Source organism: Luteococcus sp. H91 (genome assembly GCF_038433135.1).
Taxonomy (GTDB): Bacteria; Actinomycetota; Actinomycetes; order Propionibacteriales; family Propionibacteriaceae; genus Luteococcus.
Genome location: NZ_JBCDMV010000026.1, coordinates 53,674 through 67,319 on the forward strand (window position 1 = coordinate 53,674; position 13,646 = coordinate 67,319).

The 13,646-nt window shown below is 69.0% G+C and carries 13 protein-coding genes and 1 pseudogene; 9 read left to right on the top strand and 5 right to left on the bottom strand.

From position 1 onward, the window contains the following. Positions 1 to 187: 187 nt before the first annotated feature. The 3 genes from AAEX57_RS13415 to AAEX57_RS13425 all read right to left on the bottom strand — a co-directional run bounded on the left by AAEX57_RS13415 (position 188) and on the right by AAEX57_RS13425 (position 2,447). On the bottom strand, positions 188 to 937 hold the full coding sequence (locus AAEX57_RS13415; RefSeq protein ID WP_342092942.1) for a formylglycine-generating enzyme family protein: 750 nt from the start codon (positions 935 to 937) through the stop codon (positions 188 to 190). A 183-nt stretch (positions 938 to 1,120) separates the two neighbouring features. Next, a complete protein-coding gene (locus tag AAEX57_RS13420; protein ID WP_342092943.1) occupies positions 1,121 to 1,930 on the bottom strand; it encodes a MerR family transcriptional regulator in 810 nt (269 codons plus the stop codon). 4 nt (positions 1,931 to 1,934) lie between these two features. Continuing rightward, complete coding sequence (locus tag AAEX57_RS13425) at positions 1,935 to 2,447, bottom strand: VOC family protein (RefSeq protein ID WP_342092944.1); 513 nt, start codon at positions 2,445 to 2,447, stop codon at positions 1,935 to 1,937. 246 nt (positions 2,448 to 2,693) lie between these two features. Here AAEX57_RS13425 and AAEX57_RS13430 point away from each other — a divergent pair, with 246 nt between their 5' ends. From AAEX57_RS13430 to AAEX57_RS13465, 8 genes are all read left to right on the top strand, one after another. Further along, the gene (locus tag AAEX57_RS13430; protein ID WP_342092945.1) at positions 2,694 to 3,503 is read left to right on the top strand and encodes a hypothetical protein; all 810 of its coding nucleotides are present in this window, start codon (positions 2,694 to 2,696) and stop codon (positions 3,501 to 3,503) included. Then, a complete protein-coding gene (locus AAEX57_RS13435; RefSeq protein ID WP_342092946.1) occupies positions 3,500 to 4,369 on the top strand; it encodes a hypothetical protein in 870 nt (289 codons plus the stop codon). The genes AAEX57_RS13430 and AAEX57_RS13435 overlap by 4 nt, the downstream gene beginning before the upstream one ends. Beyond that, a complete protein-coding gene (locus AAEX57_RS13440) occupies positions 4,369 to 4,692 on the top strand; it encodes a hypothetical protein (RefSeq protein ID WP_211336695.1) in 324 nt (107 codons plus the stop codon). The genes AAEX57_RS13435 and AAEX57_RS13440 overlap by 1 nt, the downstream gene beginning before the upstream one ends. A 1-nt stretch (position 4,693) precedes the next feature. Further along, complete coding sequence (locus AAEX57_RS13445) at positions 4,694 to 5,485, top strand: hypothetical protein (protein WP_342092947.1); 792 nt, start codon at positions 4,694 to 4,696, stop codon at positions 5,483 to 5,485. A gap of 7 nt (positions 5,486 to 5,492) precedes the next feature. Further along, on the top strand, positions 5,493 to 7,058 hold the full coding sequence (locus tag AAEX57_RS13450; RefSeq protein ID WP_342092948.1) for a hypothetical protein: 1,566 nt from the start codon (positions 5,493 to 5,495) through the stop codon (positions 7,056 to 7,058). Beyond that, positions 7,055 to 8,557, top strand: coding sequence for an SCO6880 family protein (locus AAEX57_RS13455; protein ID WP_342092949.1), 1,503 nt, complete (start codon positions 7,055 to 7,057; stop codon positions 8,555 to 8,557). The genes AAEX57_RS13450 and AAEX57_RS13455 overlap by 4 nt, the downstream gene beginning before the upstream one ends. 185 nt (positions 8,558 to 8,742) lie before the next feature. Further along, a complete protein-coding gene (locus AAEX57_RS13460) occupies positions 8,743 to 10,062 on the top strand; it encodes an ATP-binding protein (protein ID WP_342097793.1) in 1,320 nt (439 codons plus the stop codon). 2 nt (positions 10,063 to 10,064) lie between these two features. After that, the gene (locus AAEX57_RS13465; protein WP_342092951.1) at positions 10,065 to 11,591 is read left to right on the top strand and encodes a peptidoglycan DD-metalloendopeptidase family protein; all 1,527 of its coding nucleotides are present in this window, start codon (positions 10,065 to 10,067) and stop codon (positions 11,589 to 11,591) included. A 422-nt stretch (positions 11,592 to 12,013) separates the two neighbouring features. Here the strand turns inward: AAEX57_RS13465 and AAEX57_RS13470 are convergent, their stop codons facing one another. Beyond that, positions 12,014 to 12,424: a protein-tyrosine phosphatase family protein gene (locus AAEX57_RS13470; RefSeq protein ID WP_342092952.1), complete on the bottom strand. Its 411-nt coding sequence runs from the start codon at positions 12,422 to 12,424 to the stop codon at positions 12,014 to 12,016. Between the two features lie 92 nt (positions 12,425 to 12,516). On the opposite strand from AAEX57_RS13470, the gene AAEX57_RS13475 reads away from it, so the two are divergent. Then, positions 12,517 to 13,011 carry a GNAT family N-acetyltransferase gene (locus AAEX57_RS13475; RefSeq protein WP_342092953.1) on the top strand — a complete coding sequence of 165 codons (495 nt, stop codon included), beginning with the start codon at positions 12,517 to 12,519 and terminating at the stop codon, positions 13,009 to 13,011. Between the two features lie 166 nt (positions 13,012 to 13,177). Here the strand turns inward: AAEX57_RS13475 and AAEX57_RS13480 are convergent. Next, positions 13,178 to 13,578: pseudogene (locus AAEX57_RS13480) on the bottom strand (transposase); the annotation flags it as partial. Positions 13,579 to 13,646: the final 68 nt, after the last annotated feature.

Here is a 13,646-nt window from a genome sequence, read left to right on the forward strand (position 1 = left end):
TGAGCGAGGACGGCAGGGGCCGTGCGTGAGGAGGTGGGTCGGTCCTCGGGGTATGACCACGACTTGGCAAGAACGACAGAATCAATTCTGACGAATGGCCGCCCGGGGCGCATCGGGCCCCACGAGCCGCCAGCGACGGTCCTGATCAGGCAGTGTGCCCTAATCAAGATGGCGCCGGTGGCGTTCCTCAATGCAGTCTTACGGCGGGCTGGGTGCCTGCTCCGCGGGCGATGCGGAATCCGAGGTCGTCGAATGATGATGCGGGGTTGGTCTTGCGGCGCACGCCGGCGCGGCAGCTCCAATGCGGATCGCTCCATCCTCCTCCGCGGATGTTGCGGTACGACCCGTACACCTGCGGGTTGTAGAGATCCCAGCACCATTCCCAGACGCTGCCGAGCATGTCGAATAGTCCCCAATGGTTGGGCTGTTTGAGCTTGACCTGGTGCAGGTGGCCGGCGGAGTTGCCGGCGTACCAGCCGATGGCGTCGAGTTCGCCGTGGCGTGGCCCGGTGGTGCCGGCGCGGCAGGCGAATTGCCACTCGGCGTCCGTGGGGAGCCGGCAGCCGTCGGCGTGGTGCTTCCAGTCGACGATCCAGTCGTCGTGTTCGGGCTCGCTGTGGGCTCGCCACCGTGTCGGTGCGGGAAGCTCGCGTTGCCCGATCGTGTACACGGGCGTGAGCCCCTCGTGCATGGACAGTGTGTTGCAGAAGGTGATCGCGTCACGCCAGCTCACGTCCGTCTGTGGCAGGGCCGCTTCTTCCGGGACGACGGTGCCCCCAGTCACTTGGGCCCAGAGGCTGCGCGTGACCACCGTGGTGGCCAGTTCGAAGGGTTCGACGCGCGCCGTCCAGGACGTGCCCGTGGAGCGATCGACGACCTGCTCCTCGACGGGGCCGAGGAGGGGTAGCGCCACCATCTCCACATTCATGGCTGCCATCGTCGCATGCTTGTCGGCAGGGCGACCGATCGTGAATTCCCAGCGGGTGTGGTGACCGACACGGTCGCATGTCACGCCTGACCGTGTGGCTGATCCTGCGCTGGTCGGCGTTCAGCAGGTGAGGGTGGACGAGGTGATCCAGCGGTTGCCGTGAGCAGGCGGCGCGATGTGCTGGTACGGGTTCTATTGCCAGGTTGCCTGGTCAGGGTTGATTCCGTGGGCTGCGACGTTGTGGTTGATGGCGTGGTGTAGCCAGGTGGCCAGTCCGGGGCGGAGGGTGTCGTAGTGGCGTCTGAAGTCGGGGTTGTTGGCGAACAGCCTGCCCAGGCAGACGTGCATCTGACGGGTGATGGGGAACAGCTCACTGAAGACGTGGCGGTGGCATTCGACGAGGTCACTGGCCGTGGGGCTGTCGGGTGGGAGGTTGCTGTCGATCGCTGCGGCGAAGCGGTCTTCGAGTGCGTGCATGCGCTGGGCGAGTTCGGCCCATTGTGTGGCGGAGCGGGTGGCGGAGCGTTCGGCGAATTGGGCCCATTGCAGGGTTGATCCCCATTGTTGGCGGGCGTCGTTGGCGTGGTGGGGGTTCCAGTCGTCGCCGAAGAGGGCTGTCTGCTCGTCGGGGGTCAGGAGGATTCCTTCGCGGTGGGCAGTGCTGATGCGTTCGAGTTGGTTGTCGAGGTCGGTGAGTTCGTCGATGCGTTGGGTCAGGAGTCGTCGCTGTTGGTCGAGGGCGGGGATGATCTGGTCGCTGGGGCGTTGCAGCAGGTCGCGGATGTCTTCGAGTCCGAGGCCGGCGCGTTGGTAGGCGACGATTCGCAGGATGCGGTCGATGTCGGGCTGGATGTAGAGGCGGTAGCCGGCGGGGGTGCGGCTTGAAGGCGTGAGGAGCCCGATGTCGTCCCAGTGGTGCAGGGTGCGCACGGTGACGCCGGTGGCGCGCGCGGCCGCTCCGACGGTCATGCCCTGTTCGCCGGGGGCGTCTCGTTGGCTCATGGGTTCAGTCTTGCCGAGCCAGGCGGATTCCCACGGCTTCGAGGTTGCGTGCCTGGTCGGATTCTGGGTCCCAGGGCTTGGCGGCGGTGAAGACGATGCGGGCATCTTCGGGGGTGGTGAGTTCAAGGTCTCGCGTGTTCCACGGGGTGTCCTGTGGACCGGTCACGTTCGTCCCGGCCTGACGGCAGCGGCTGGCGATGTCGTCCAGTTCGCCCAGAAGGCAGGCGAAGCTCGTGAGTGGCTGGCCGGGAACCACTCGGGTGGGGTCGTTGGAGGGGACCAGCAAGACGTCTTGGAAGGCCCAGCGGCGCAGGTGCACGAGGCGACCGGGGATGCTGAACAGTTCGAAGAAGTCGAGGGTGTGGGTCCAAAAGTTCACCGATGCGGCGAGGTCTGGGCTGGTGAGGGTGACGAACGTGGGCATGGCGTAGATGCCGCGGAAGGGTTCTGGTGCGACGGCATCGGGCCCGGGCGCCGGGACGGGGCTCGCGTCGAATGCGTTGAAGTAGTTGCTCATGCCCTTCACTGTCAGCCCTGACGCAGCGTGAGGGTCAAGTCACCCCCCGTCCGCTGGTCGTGGAGCTCGAGCGGTAGGAACTTCTCCCTTTTTGGGGGAACACTGCCGTGGCTAGGTGTTTCTCCAATCGACGGTCTCGTGTTTCCCTCGTGTTCCCCCATTGGGTGGGGTTGTGGAGGAACGAAAGCGAGGACGTTGTCGTGTCCATCTGTGTCCATGACAGGCACCCACGACAGGGAGATGGACATGGACACGTTGCGCGAGGCGCTGGGCACCGAGTTTCTGCTGCAGGCGGCTGATCGGCTGGCCCCGGGGTGGGGGATCAGTCATCCGGACCTGGGCTTGCTGAGGTCGGTCGACGATTTCCGGCGGGCATCGCGGACGGGCGATGTGATGGCCCGTGATGATGTGCTGATCGCGTTGGCGAGGCTGGCTCATGCGGAGGGCGAGAACTGTCCGGAGGCGGCGGCGGTGTTGTGCGAGTTGTTGATTCCGGGGACGTTGGCGAAGCTTCGTCGGCATCGTCCGGGGTCGTTGTCGATGTCGGCGTTGTGTGATGTGGCGGCGCAGCATCTGTGGATGGGGGCGCGGACCTTTGAGTGGCGGTCGCGCCGCAAGGTGGCGGCCTCGATCCAGTGGCAGGTGCGTCGGGCGACGTTCGCGGATCTGGGGATCCAGGCGAAGGACCGTGGCGATCGGACGTGGGCGAACACGCAGCCAATGGACGACCAGGTGCTGGAGGGCCTGATGGTCGACGACGCCAGCACTGAGCCGTGGGTGGAGCCGGCGGAGGAGCTGTCGGCGGTTTTGCAGCAGGCGGCGCGGGCTGGGGCAGTGACGCCGGATGATGCGGCGCTGTTGCGGCTGGTGGTGTCGGTGGGCCATGAGGTGCCGACCCGGAGGGTGGGCGTGCACGGTTTGATGTCGCGGCAGGCGTCGGCGGTGGTCGCGCAGCAGCTGGGGATCTCGCCGAGTTCAGCGCGGCGTCGGGTGGGGCGAGTGCTGGGCCGGTTGCAGGACGCGAACCGGCAGGGTCTGTTCCTGGACGTGGCATGAGCACCGACCAGCCGGTGGCGAGTTGGGTCGACGTGACCACACCACCAGTTTCGATGTCCGTGATGGCGCCGAGCGTGGCGGAGTTGCGCCGCGCCTGGGATGCCGTCAGCCAGGGCCGCTATGCCAACCCCGAACCCATCCAGCCGCAGCCAGCCACTTCGGCCATGGCTGTGTCGGCGCTGGATGGCGAGGAGCCCTCGGTGTCGGCGTGGCGACCGGCTGAGGAGTTGGTTGTGGTGGTGGGTGCGCATGCGCAGGCGGGCGCGTCGACGGTGGCCTTGGCGGTGGCGCAGGCCGATCCGTGCGCGAGGCTGCTCGAGATCAGCCTGCCGGCCGGCTCGGGGTTGGCCGGTGCCGGGTCGGCGGAGTTGGGGGAGTTGTCGTCGTGGGTGCGCTCGCAGCGCGACGGGGTGGTGATCGAACGTCCGGCCACCGGCGAGGCGGGTGATCCGTTGCCGCTGGATCGGGTGGTGCGGCGCACGGTGTTGGATGCCGGCGTCCATCCGTGTGCGTCGGGGCCCGGGTGGGTTGCGGCGACGGTTGCCGCCGCGGAGGTGGTCGTGGTGGTGGCGGCCGGGACGGTGCCGGGCATCCGCCGCCTCGAGGTGGCGGTCGACGAGCTGGGGCCGGATCGTTGCGTCGCGGTCGTGCGGGCGGTGTCGGGTGGTCGGTTGCCGCGTCAGGTGCGCGCAGCGATGGGGCCGGTTCTGCAGCGGCTGGTCGACGAGCACCGGTGGGCGGTGATGCCGTGCGATGGCCGGTTGTTGGTGACGGGGTTGTCTCCGGCGCCGTTGTCGAAGTCAGTGGTCTCGGCCGGGCACACCGTGCTCGGCCTGCTGAGCGAATGCGAGAAGGGGACGAAGTGATGCTCGACGTGGGATTGGTGCTGTTGGAGATCTGCCCGCTGGCGCCGCCTGGGGCGCAGAAGTATGCCGACCAGCTCACCGGCTATGTGCTGTGGGCGGTGTTGGCGATGTTCGTGGTCGGGGTGGTGGTCTCGATCGGCGCGATCGTGGCGGGTCGCATCTTCTCGATGCCGCATGCCAGCAAGGCCGGTGTGGTGGGCGTGGCGGTGGTCTTCCTGGCCGCGATCGCCTACCTGGTGCTGCCGTCGCTGATTTCGAGCATCACCGGTAGCGGCTGCATCGCCGACGCACCCGGCGCACCAGCGGCCAGCCAGGAGCCGTGACATGACCGGCGACCAGCCCCAGGCGTGGAGCCGCCGCCGGTTGTGGGCGCTGTTGGCCGGGCTGTGCGTGGTCGGGGTGGCGCTGCTGGTCGGCTTGGGTTTCGCGATCCGCACGGCCGTCGTCCACGCCACCCGCACCACCTCCCTTGCCTCGACGGCCCGCCCGGCTGAGGGGCGGGTGGATCGGGATGCGCTGTTGGCCGCGCCGATGCTGCAGGTGGCGCCGGCGGATGCGTTGGGTGGTGCTCCGGCGGTGGAGCCCGCGCCGGCGTTGACGGTGCCGAACTCGACCCGGACGGGTCCGGCGCGGGTGGTGACGGGTTTTCCGCGCACGCCGGCCGGTGCGGTGGGGCAGTTGGCGGCGATCGAGCAGACGGTGCTGTCCGAGATGGACGTGGCCCGCGCGGGCGAGGTGCATCGGGCATGGGTCGTCCCGGGTGCTGTTCCGGTCGAACAGTGGCCGTTGGTGCGGCACGTCCAGTCCTTCCTGGGCTCGGCGGGGATGACGGGACGCCTGGAGGCTGGGGCGCGGGTGACGGTGGATCCGGTGGCCGCGCAGGTCAAGGGCACCGATGGTGCGGACTGGGTGGTGGCGTGTGTGTTGGTGGACGTGCGGGCGCTGGTGCGGGTCGAGTCGCGGATGGCCTACGGCTACTGCGAGGCCATGGCCTGGCGCGGGGGCCGGTGGATGGTGGCCTCGCCTCGTGCGGCTGCGGTGGCCCCGTCGACCTGGCCGGGTACCGAGTTGGCGGCGCGGGCCGGGTGGCGCACCTGGCACGTCGCGGGGGAGTAACCGGGCGATGCTGTGGGATCCGTTCGGGGCGTTGGCCGATCGTGCGTCGAAGGTGGTGGTCGACGGGTGGACGGCGATGATGCTGAGCCTGTGGCAGGCCGGGCTGTGGCTGTTGCGGGTGGTGTTGAAGTTCGAGGCCGCGCTGCTCACCCCGGACGTGACGGAGCAGGGGCCGGCGCAGTTGGCCTACCGCTCCACGTTCTGGATGGCCGGGGCGTTGGCGGTGCTGATGGGTTTGGTGCAGCTGTTCGTCGTGCTGGCCCGACGCGACGGCAAGTCGTTGGGGCGGCTGGTAGTCGGGACGGGCCAGTTCTGCATGGTGTGGGTGGCTTGGTTGAGCTACGGAGCGCTGGTGGTCTCGGCCTGTGGCGGGTTGAACCAGGCGTTGATGAAGAGCTTGTTGTCGATCGATGCGTGGGATGCGTGGCAGCCGCTCAAGCCGTTGTCGGGCCAGGACGTCAGTGACGCCGTGCTGGCGACCGTGCTGGGGCTGATGGGTTTGTTCTTGTGGATCGCGGCGATCGCGCACTTCGTGATCCTGCTGGCCCGGGCCGGCGGGTTGTTGGTGCTGGCCGCGACCGCGCCGATCTCGGCGGCGGGTCTGTTGTCCGAGGTGGGACGCCCGTGGTTCTGGAAGTCACTGCGTTGGTTCCACGCCGCCGCGCTGGCACCGGTGCTGATGACCTTGACGATGGGCCTGGGGGTGCAGATGTCCAACGGCGTCGCACTGGGGTTGGCGACCGGGCCGGAGTCAGCGATCGGGACGGCGGTGCCGGGGGTGTTCATGATCCTGGTCTCGGCGGTGGCGCCGGTGGCGTTGTTCAAGTTGTTGGCCTTCGTCGACCCGGGCACCAACTCCGGTGCCGCGGTGCGCGCAGGCCTGGCCGGGGTGGGCGGCATCTCCGGCCTGCTCGGCGGTCTCGGCTCTGGTCTGGGCGGCAAAGCGTCCGGGACGAGTGCCTCCGAGACCGATGAGCACGGACGCTCCGCCGGCGAGCAGGCCTCCCAGGCCGCGACGGCGGCTCGGTTCCAGAACGCCACACCCCCGGCCAACCAAGCACCGGCCGGCGGGCCGTCGGCGACTGCCGCCGACGGCGGCACCGCTGCGGCGGGTGGTTCTGCAACCGCAGGGGGTGCGGCGGGGGTGTTGGGTGTGGCTGCGGCGATTGGTGCGGCCGCGGCGACGGGCCTGCGGACGATGGCCCACCTGGGTGGGGCAGGGTCGGCACTGTTCAGCGATGCCACCAACCAGCTCGGGGTGGGGCACAACACCTACCAGCCCGACTTCACCCGCACCCCCGGACAGGGCAGTGGTGCTGCGCCGGAGGGCTTGGCCGAGGCCGACGCCGATGCCGCCAACGGCAACGACGGCACCCTGCCGACCCCGTCCAGCCCGCCCCCGACGCTCGACGAACCGACCGTCCAGCCGCTGCCACCCCAGCACCCCATGCGACCACCGGCACCCCACCAGGGGGCGGGACAGCGGCCAGCCGCACCACGTCCCGGCACCGCTCCGACCCCGGGCCAACAAGACCCTAAGCCGGGCGCGACGGATGAAGGAGGCAGGTCGTGACGATCTACAGCGACTACACGCGGGACCGGATTGGGTGGTTCTTCGGGCTACGCGCCTGGCAGCTGGCGGCCGTGTCGGTGTCGACGCTGCCGGTCTTCTGGGCCATCCAGCGCCAGGCGTGGCTGTCGATGCTGCTGTTCAGCCTGGTGTGGGCGGTGGTGGTGCTGGTGACGGCGGTGCAGGTGAAGGGCCGTCCGATGCTGGGCTGGTTGTGGGCATTGACGTGTTTCACCGTGGGCGCCGCCACGGGGGCGCGTCGGTTCACCGCCCGCGCCGCCCAGGGCAAGGCCACCAACCCGGAACAGGTCGATCTGCCGGGGGTGTTGGCGGGGGTGGAGATCCACGACGGCCCACCGACCGGGGCGGCGGCACGGCGGGTGGCGTTGGTGCAGAACCACGCGGCCCGCACCTGGGCGGTGACCTGTGCGGTGACCCATCCCGGGATCGGGATGAGCGACGTCGACGAACGATCCCGGCGGGCCGCTGGACTGTCGAGCCTGATCGATGCGACGGCGCGGGCGGAGTTGGCCGACGAGCTGATCGTGCAGGTCCGCACCGTGCCCGATGACGGGGCGGAACGCTCGATCTGGGTGGAGCAGCACCGCCGCCCCACCACGCAGGGACTGTCGCGTCAGGTCAATGATGACCTGCATCGCTCGTTGTCCAGGGCGAGCGTGCGCACCGAGGCGTTCGTCACTGTCGTCGTGCCCGAAACCCGGCTGGCCAGGGCGGCACGGCACTCCGGTGGTGGGTTGGCCGGTCGGGCGCGGGTGCTGGGCAGTGTGATGGCCGAGGTCGAGGCGGCGCTGCGGGGCGGGTTGGGCATGACGCAGGTGTCGTGGCTCACCTCGCCGGAGTTGGCGCTGGCCTGTCGCAGTGGCTTCGCGCCGGGCGACCGGGCCGGGATCGTCCAGGCCCTGGCCGAGCACCAGCACGACCCAAGGGTGGAGGCGGGTGTGCCGTGGGCGATGGCCGGCCCGTCGGGGGCAGAGGCGACGGGGCGGCACTACTCCCACGATGCGTGGAACTCGATCAGCGCGACGGTGATGCTGCCCGCCAACGGGGCGGCGTTGGGGGCGTTGGCGCCGGTGCTGACCCCGGACGAGGCGGGGGAGCGGCGCTCGTACATGGTGTGCTTCCCGATCCTGACCCAGCAGCGCGCCGAACGGCACAGCGACTCGGCTGAGTTCGCTGCCGACATGGGCGGTGAGCTGCGCCGCCGCGCGGGGGTGAAGGCAAAGGCCCGTCACCGCAACGACGCCGCCAAAGCACATGGCGTCGACGAGAAACTGGCCCGCGGCGCCGCGCTGATGCGCCCGTATGCCGTGTGCACCGTCACCGCGCCCAAGACCGTCGCGATCGCCGACTACGGACGACGACTCGACGCGTCCATCCGCCGTGCCGGGTTCGCGCCGCTGCGCCTTGACCTGGCCCAGGACGCCGGCTTCCTGGCCTCCACCATCCCGCTTGGCCTCGGCCTGACCAGGACGGTGAACTGATGCCCACCCGCACCGGACGCGACGTCGCCCACCTGCTGGCCGACTTCGGCCACGACCTGCCCACCCCACCCTCGCCACCAGTCCGTGGCAGGGAAGGCAGGTTGTTCCACCACGCCCCAGCACGCGGTGCGTTCCGGCGGGGCCGCGGCTGGGCACCGTCCGGGGCGCCGGTGGCGGCGTGGCGGATGACTTCCGACCAGGTCGGGGTGTGGTGGCCGTTCATCGCCACCCCCGGCCTGCCACCCACCGGCGCGCAGATGGGCATCGACCAGCTCTCCGGCGGCTCCTTCTACGCCGACCCACTCGGTTGGGTCCTCGACGACCAGATCCCCGTCACCAACCCCAACGTGATGGTCTGGGGTAAACCCGGACGCGGCAAGTCCGGCACCACCAAGGCCTTCCTGCTGCGCATGATGGACTTCGGCTACCGAGCTCTCATCCTGGGCGACCCCAAGGACGAGTACGAAGCCTTGTGCCACGCCCTGGGCGTCGAACCCTTCGCCATCGGCCGCGGTCTCGCGACCCGTATCAACCCCCTCGACCTCGGCCCGCTGGCCGACGGCTGGGAACGGCTTAGCCGGGCGGAGGCGCAGCGCCGTTCCGCGCTGGTCTTCAGCCGCTGGCTCACCCTCGTGCGCGGGCTGGTCGGGTCACAGAAGGTGGGGGAGCAGCGCGTCCCCTTCGGCCCCTCCGACGAGGTAGTCGTCAAGACCGTCCTGGCGCACCTGTCCGGCTACCGCGACGCCGCCACACGATTGACCGAACCCACCATTCCGCAGCTGTGGCGAGCCCTCGACGAACCCACCGACGAGCTGGTCGCCGCGTGCCGCTACCGCGACCGGCGCCACTTCCTCGACGAAACCCGCCTGCTGCGCGACGCCCTGGGCCAACTCGTCTCCGGCGCCCTGGCCGGGCTGTTCGACGACCACACCAGCATCCACGTCGACTGGCGCGCCCCCATCCAGTCCCTGTCGCTGTCCCGCCTCGAACCCTTCGGCGACGAAGCCGTCGGCATCGCTCTGACCTGCCTCAACTCCTGGGGACGCGCCATGCGCGAAGTCGCCGACCCCGGAGACCTGCGCATCGTCGTGCGCGACGAAGCCTGGAAACAGCTACGACTGGGCCCCGACGCGGTCAACAGCTTCGACGCCGACCTGCGCTTCTCCCGCCGCGACGGCGACATCCAATGGGCCGTCATGCACAAACCCTCCGACCTGCTCTCGGCCGGAGACCACGGATCCCAGGCCACCACCATCGCCAAGGACCTCCTGCACCTGGCCGACATCAAGATCCTCCACGGACAGGACCGCGCTGTGGCGACCGAACTCGAACACCTCCTCGGCCTGGGCCCCATCGCGCAGGACGTCATCACCACCTGGGCCATGCAAGGCAAAGGCCGAGCGCTCTGGCAGGTCGGAGACCAGCTCTACAAGGTCCAGACCTACCTCCACCCGCTTGAGGAACGCCTCACCTTCACGAACGACGCCATCGCCACGGCAGGCTGACCATGACCAAACTCCTCGCCACCCTCGCCGCCCTCATCACGGTGCTGCTGGCCGTGCCCATCGCCTGCGCCGCACTCGTCACCACGGGCAGCGCCGCAACAGAACCCGAGACGGTCACGGACCCGGCCTGTCTGCAGGCCGCGCCGGCGGCGGGGCAGTGGCGCGCGCCGTTCACCACTGGGTACGCGATCACGTCGCGGTTCGGGATGCGACTGCACCCCGTCCGGCGGGTGTGGAAGCTGCACAACGGCGTTGACCTCGTCGCCCCACCCGGCACCCCCGTGGTCGCGGCGGCCGGTGGCACCGTCACCACCGCCAGCCCCCATCCGGCGTGGGGCAACCACGTCGTCATCCAGCACACGGGCGGCATCAGCACCCTGTATGCCCACCTCGCCACCATCAAGGGCGGGATCAAGCCCGGCAGTCGCGTGGCCGCCGGGCAGGCGCTGGGGGTACAGGGCTCCACCGGCTACTCGACCGGCGCGCACCTGCACTTCACCGTCACCGTCAACGGCACTGACATCGACCCCCAACCCTTCATGACCAGCCACGGCGCCCCACTCGACGGCCACCCCACCACCACAACACCCGCCCGCCCCACGGCAGGGACCGTCGAGGGCGGTGTCGGGTTCGACCTGCCCCAACCGACCGTGCGACAGGACTCCCTGCACAACCCAGCCCTGCCGATCCCCGCAGACGTGGAGAAGCTCTACAAGGATGCAGCGGCCAAGTACGGCCTGCCGTGGACGCTGCTGGCCGGTATCGGTATGGAGGAGACTGCCCACGGCCGCAACACCGCCACGAGCTCCGCCGGGGCACAAGGGTTGATGCAGTTCATGCCCGCCACCTTCGCCCACTACGGCGTCGACGGGAACGGCGACGGACGAACCGTCATCACCGACCCGGCCGACAGCATCCACTCCGCCGCCAACTACCTCGTAGCCTCCGGCGCCCTCAAAGGCCCCGACGGGATCCGCCGCGCCCTGTTCGCCTACAACCACGCCGACTGGTACGTCGGCGACGTCCTCCACTACGCCCACACCTACGGCGGCGGCACCGTCACCGGCACCACCACCAACTGCGACCCAGGGATCGAAACACCCCTCGGACCCGGCGCCGATTCACTACCCGCCGGTCAGTCTGGCCGTGTACTGGCTTGGGCGAAGACGAAACTCGGCGGCCCCTACATCATGGGCGCGGCAGGGCCCACCGCCTACGACTGCTCCAGCTTCGTCCAAGCCGCCTACCGCACCGCCGGGATCACCCTGCCCCGCACCGCCGGCGACCAACGCAACTGGCTCGCCACCGGCCACGGCCGGCGCATCCAACCCGGCCACGAGAAGCCCGGCGACCTCATCTTCATCAACAGCTACCTCGGCCCCACCCGCATCGGCCACGTCGCCCTCGTCTGGAGCCCCGAGACCAAAGAGACCATCGAAGCCGCCAGCAGCAGCCGGGGGATCGTCATAGGGGACTACCGGAACTGGACCAGCAAACAGATCTTCGAGATCTGGCGGGTCAGCGGCTGATGGTTTGCCGCTGCCGAACAGCGGCAATCCAACACCGTATCCGCCTAGTACGAGGAAAGCTCTGGACCGGAGGATCAGGGCCTTGCGCGAGCGTAAGCATCCGACTTTGCATATGTGCGCGTGTGGGATGACGTCAAATGGTTCCCATCGGGCGCCCACTCGTGGACAGTCGCCCACCGGTGACGCGCTGCGCGCGTGCGCGTAGGTTGCTCCGTAACCAGTGAAAGCTCTCGAAAGGCAGCACATGTCCCGACGTCCCGAGGTCGTTTGCCTCTGTGGCTACATCGGGGACTCGACGCGGGGAGAGATCGAGTACGCCCGTTCGAAGGGCAAGCCTGTCTTGTTCACAGGGCAGCGCTGACAACATCCGAACAGATCACACCGACGCCGTGGCTGGTTCGACGGATTCGTCGCTCTGACATTCAGTGCTTGCGAAGCCACTGGCGTTGCCAGGGAGTCTCGACGGCCCGGGCGTCGTAGCCGCGTCGCACCCAGGCGATCGCTGCGTCAGCGTCGAGCCCGTCCACCATCGCCATGGCGGCGAGCACGGTGCCCGTGCGGCCACGGCCTCCACCACATGCGACCTCGACCCGTTCTGACCCCGCGGCCAGCCATACCCGCTCGATGGCAGACCAAGCATTGTTGCGGGAGGGGGGCAGACCGAAATCTGGCCACCGCAGCCACGCGTACGGCCATGACGGCTTCGGATCGCGCCACAGCGCATAAAGCCCGAGCTCCGGCTCGGTCCCGACCTGCTCTGACAATCGGCGCCCGCGCACCGTTCGCCCGCTGGGAAACACCACCACACCTGGCTCGTTGGATCTCCACTGCATGGAGTAAGTCTCGCAGCGGAACGCACGCACATGCCGCTGGTCTGACGCCGAAATCCGCTGCATGGTCGCGGTTTCGTCCCTAGGCTTGCCGCGTGCAACAACCCCTGCTCACTGTGGACGAGATCTCCTTGACCCCGCCGCGCCTGGACGACGCAGAAGACTGGGCCGCCGCCCAGGACGACGAGTGCGCCCGCTGGTTCGACTGGCCCGGCCGCCCGCCCGTCGAACGATGCCGCGAACACCTCGCCAACGTGACCGCAGCCGACGATCCCGACAGCTACACCTGGGCCATCCGCACACCCACCGGGTTCGCCGGCGGCATCGACCTGAAACTCGACGAGGGAGCCTGGAACATCTCCTACTTCGTCCACCCCGACCACAGAGGACGCCACATCGCCCGACGAGCCCTCCGCGCAGTCACCGACTGGGCCTTGACCAGACGAGGCCTGCCCGCAGTCTCCACCCGAGTCCACACTGACAACATCGCCAGCCAGAAGGTCCTCGTAGCCGCGGGATTCACCCGGACCGGCACGGTCGACAACCCAGAGGCGAATCATCAGGACTTCACCTACGAACGCCACCGCTGAACGCCCTCAACTGCCGCGAGCATCGAGTTCATGAGCACCCTGCGGTGTCGAGAGGGACTGCTCGTGTGCTGTAGGTCGCGCCACGGCACATGGAGATTCACGGCCACCGATCGGCGAACGGGGGTGTCAGGTGTCAGTCGTGGAAGTGGCCTGTCGTGGGTTGGTGAGGTGCGCGTCGGTGGTCTCGTTTTGGCTGCCGGGAGAAACCCAGCACCCTGCACGAGACCGCCACCGGCACCCGAATCTGTGTCCCCTTGGCCTGGGCCAGGTCGGTGACCAAGGGGTACATCATTTTGGGTTGATGTCACGGGACAGGTAGGCCGCGGCGCGGCGCAGGACCTCGTTCTCCTGTTCCATCAGCCGGATGCGTTTCTTGGCCTCGCGCAGTTCGGCAGCCGAGCGGTTGTCGCCGGCCGGGGCATCGGCCCGGTCGGCCTTGGTCAGCCAGTTGCGCAGGCAGGACTCGCTGATCCCGAAGTCCTTGGCGATCTGGCCGATCGGGGCCTCGCCCTTGCGGGCGATCGCGATCACGTCGTCGCGGAACTCCTGGGGAGGGGGCTTGGGCATGACATACATCCTCTCACCAGGCCCTCACGGACCTGAGATGTCAGTGTCAACCAAACCCGGGGCAGTCC

What these genes read in the sequence shown, in the direction of transcription:
- AAEX57_RS13435 (WP_342092946.1), top strand. Translation starts at nt 3,500, where the DNA reads ATGAGCACCGACCAGCCGGTGGCGAGTTGGGTCGACGTGACCACACCA.
- AAEX57_RS13470 (WP_342092952.1), bottom strand. Translation starts at nt 12,424, where the DNA reads ATGCAGTGGAGATCCAACGAGCCAGGTGTGGTGGTGTTTCCCAGCGGG.
- AAEX57_RS13415 (WP_342092942.1), bottom strand. Translation starts at nt 937, where the DNA reads ATGGCAGCCATGAATGTGGAGATGGTGGCGCTACCCCTCCTCGGCCCC.
- AAEX57_RS13460 (WP_342097793.1), top strand. Translation starts at nt 8,743, where the DNA reads ATGACTTCCGACCAGGTCGGGGTGTGGTGGCCGTTCATCGCCACCCCC.
- AAEX57_RS13425 (WP_342092944.1), bottom strand. Translation starts at nt 2,447, where the DNA reads ATGAGCAACTACTTCAACGCATTCGACGCGAGCCCCGTCCCGGCGCCC.
- AAEX57_RS13465 (WP_342092951.1), top strand. Translation starts at nt 10,065, where the DNA reads ATGACCAAACTCCTCGCCACCCTCGCCGCCCTCATCACGGTGCTGCTG.
- AAEX57_RS13450 (WP_342092948.1), top strand. Translation starts at nt 5,493, where the DNA reads ATGCTGTGGGATCCGTTCGGGGCGTTGGCCGATCGTGCGTCGAAGGTG.
- AAEX57_RS13420 (WP_342092943.1), bottom strand. Translation starts at nt 1,930, where the DNA reads ATGAGCCAACGAGACGCCCCCGGCGAACAGGGCATGACCGTCGGAGCG.
- AAEX57_RS13440 (WP_211336695.1), top strand. Translation starts at nt 4,369, where the DNA reads ATGCTCGACGTGGGATTGGTGCTGTTGGAGATCTGCCCGCTGGCGCCG.
- AAEX57_RS13430 (WP_342092945.1), top strand. Translation starts at nt 2,694, where the DNA reads ATGGACACGTTGCGCGAGGCGCTGGGCACCGAGTTTCTGCTGCAGGCG.
- AAEX57_RS13445 (WP_342092947.1), top strand. Translation starts at nt 4,694, where the DNA reads ATGACCGGCGACCAGCCCCAGGCGTGGAGCCGCCGCCGGTTGTGGGCG.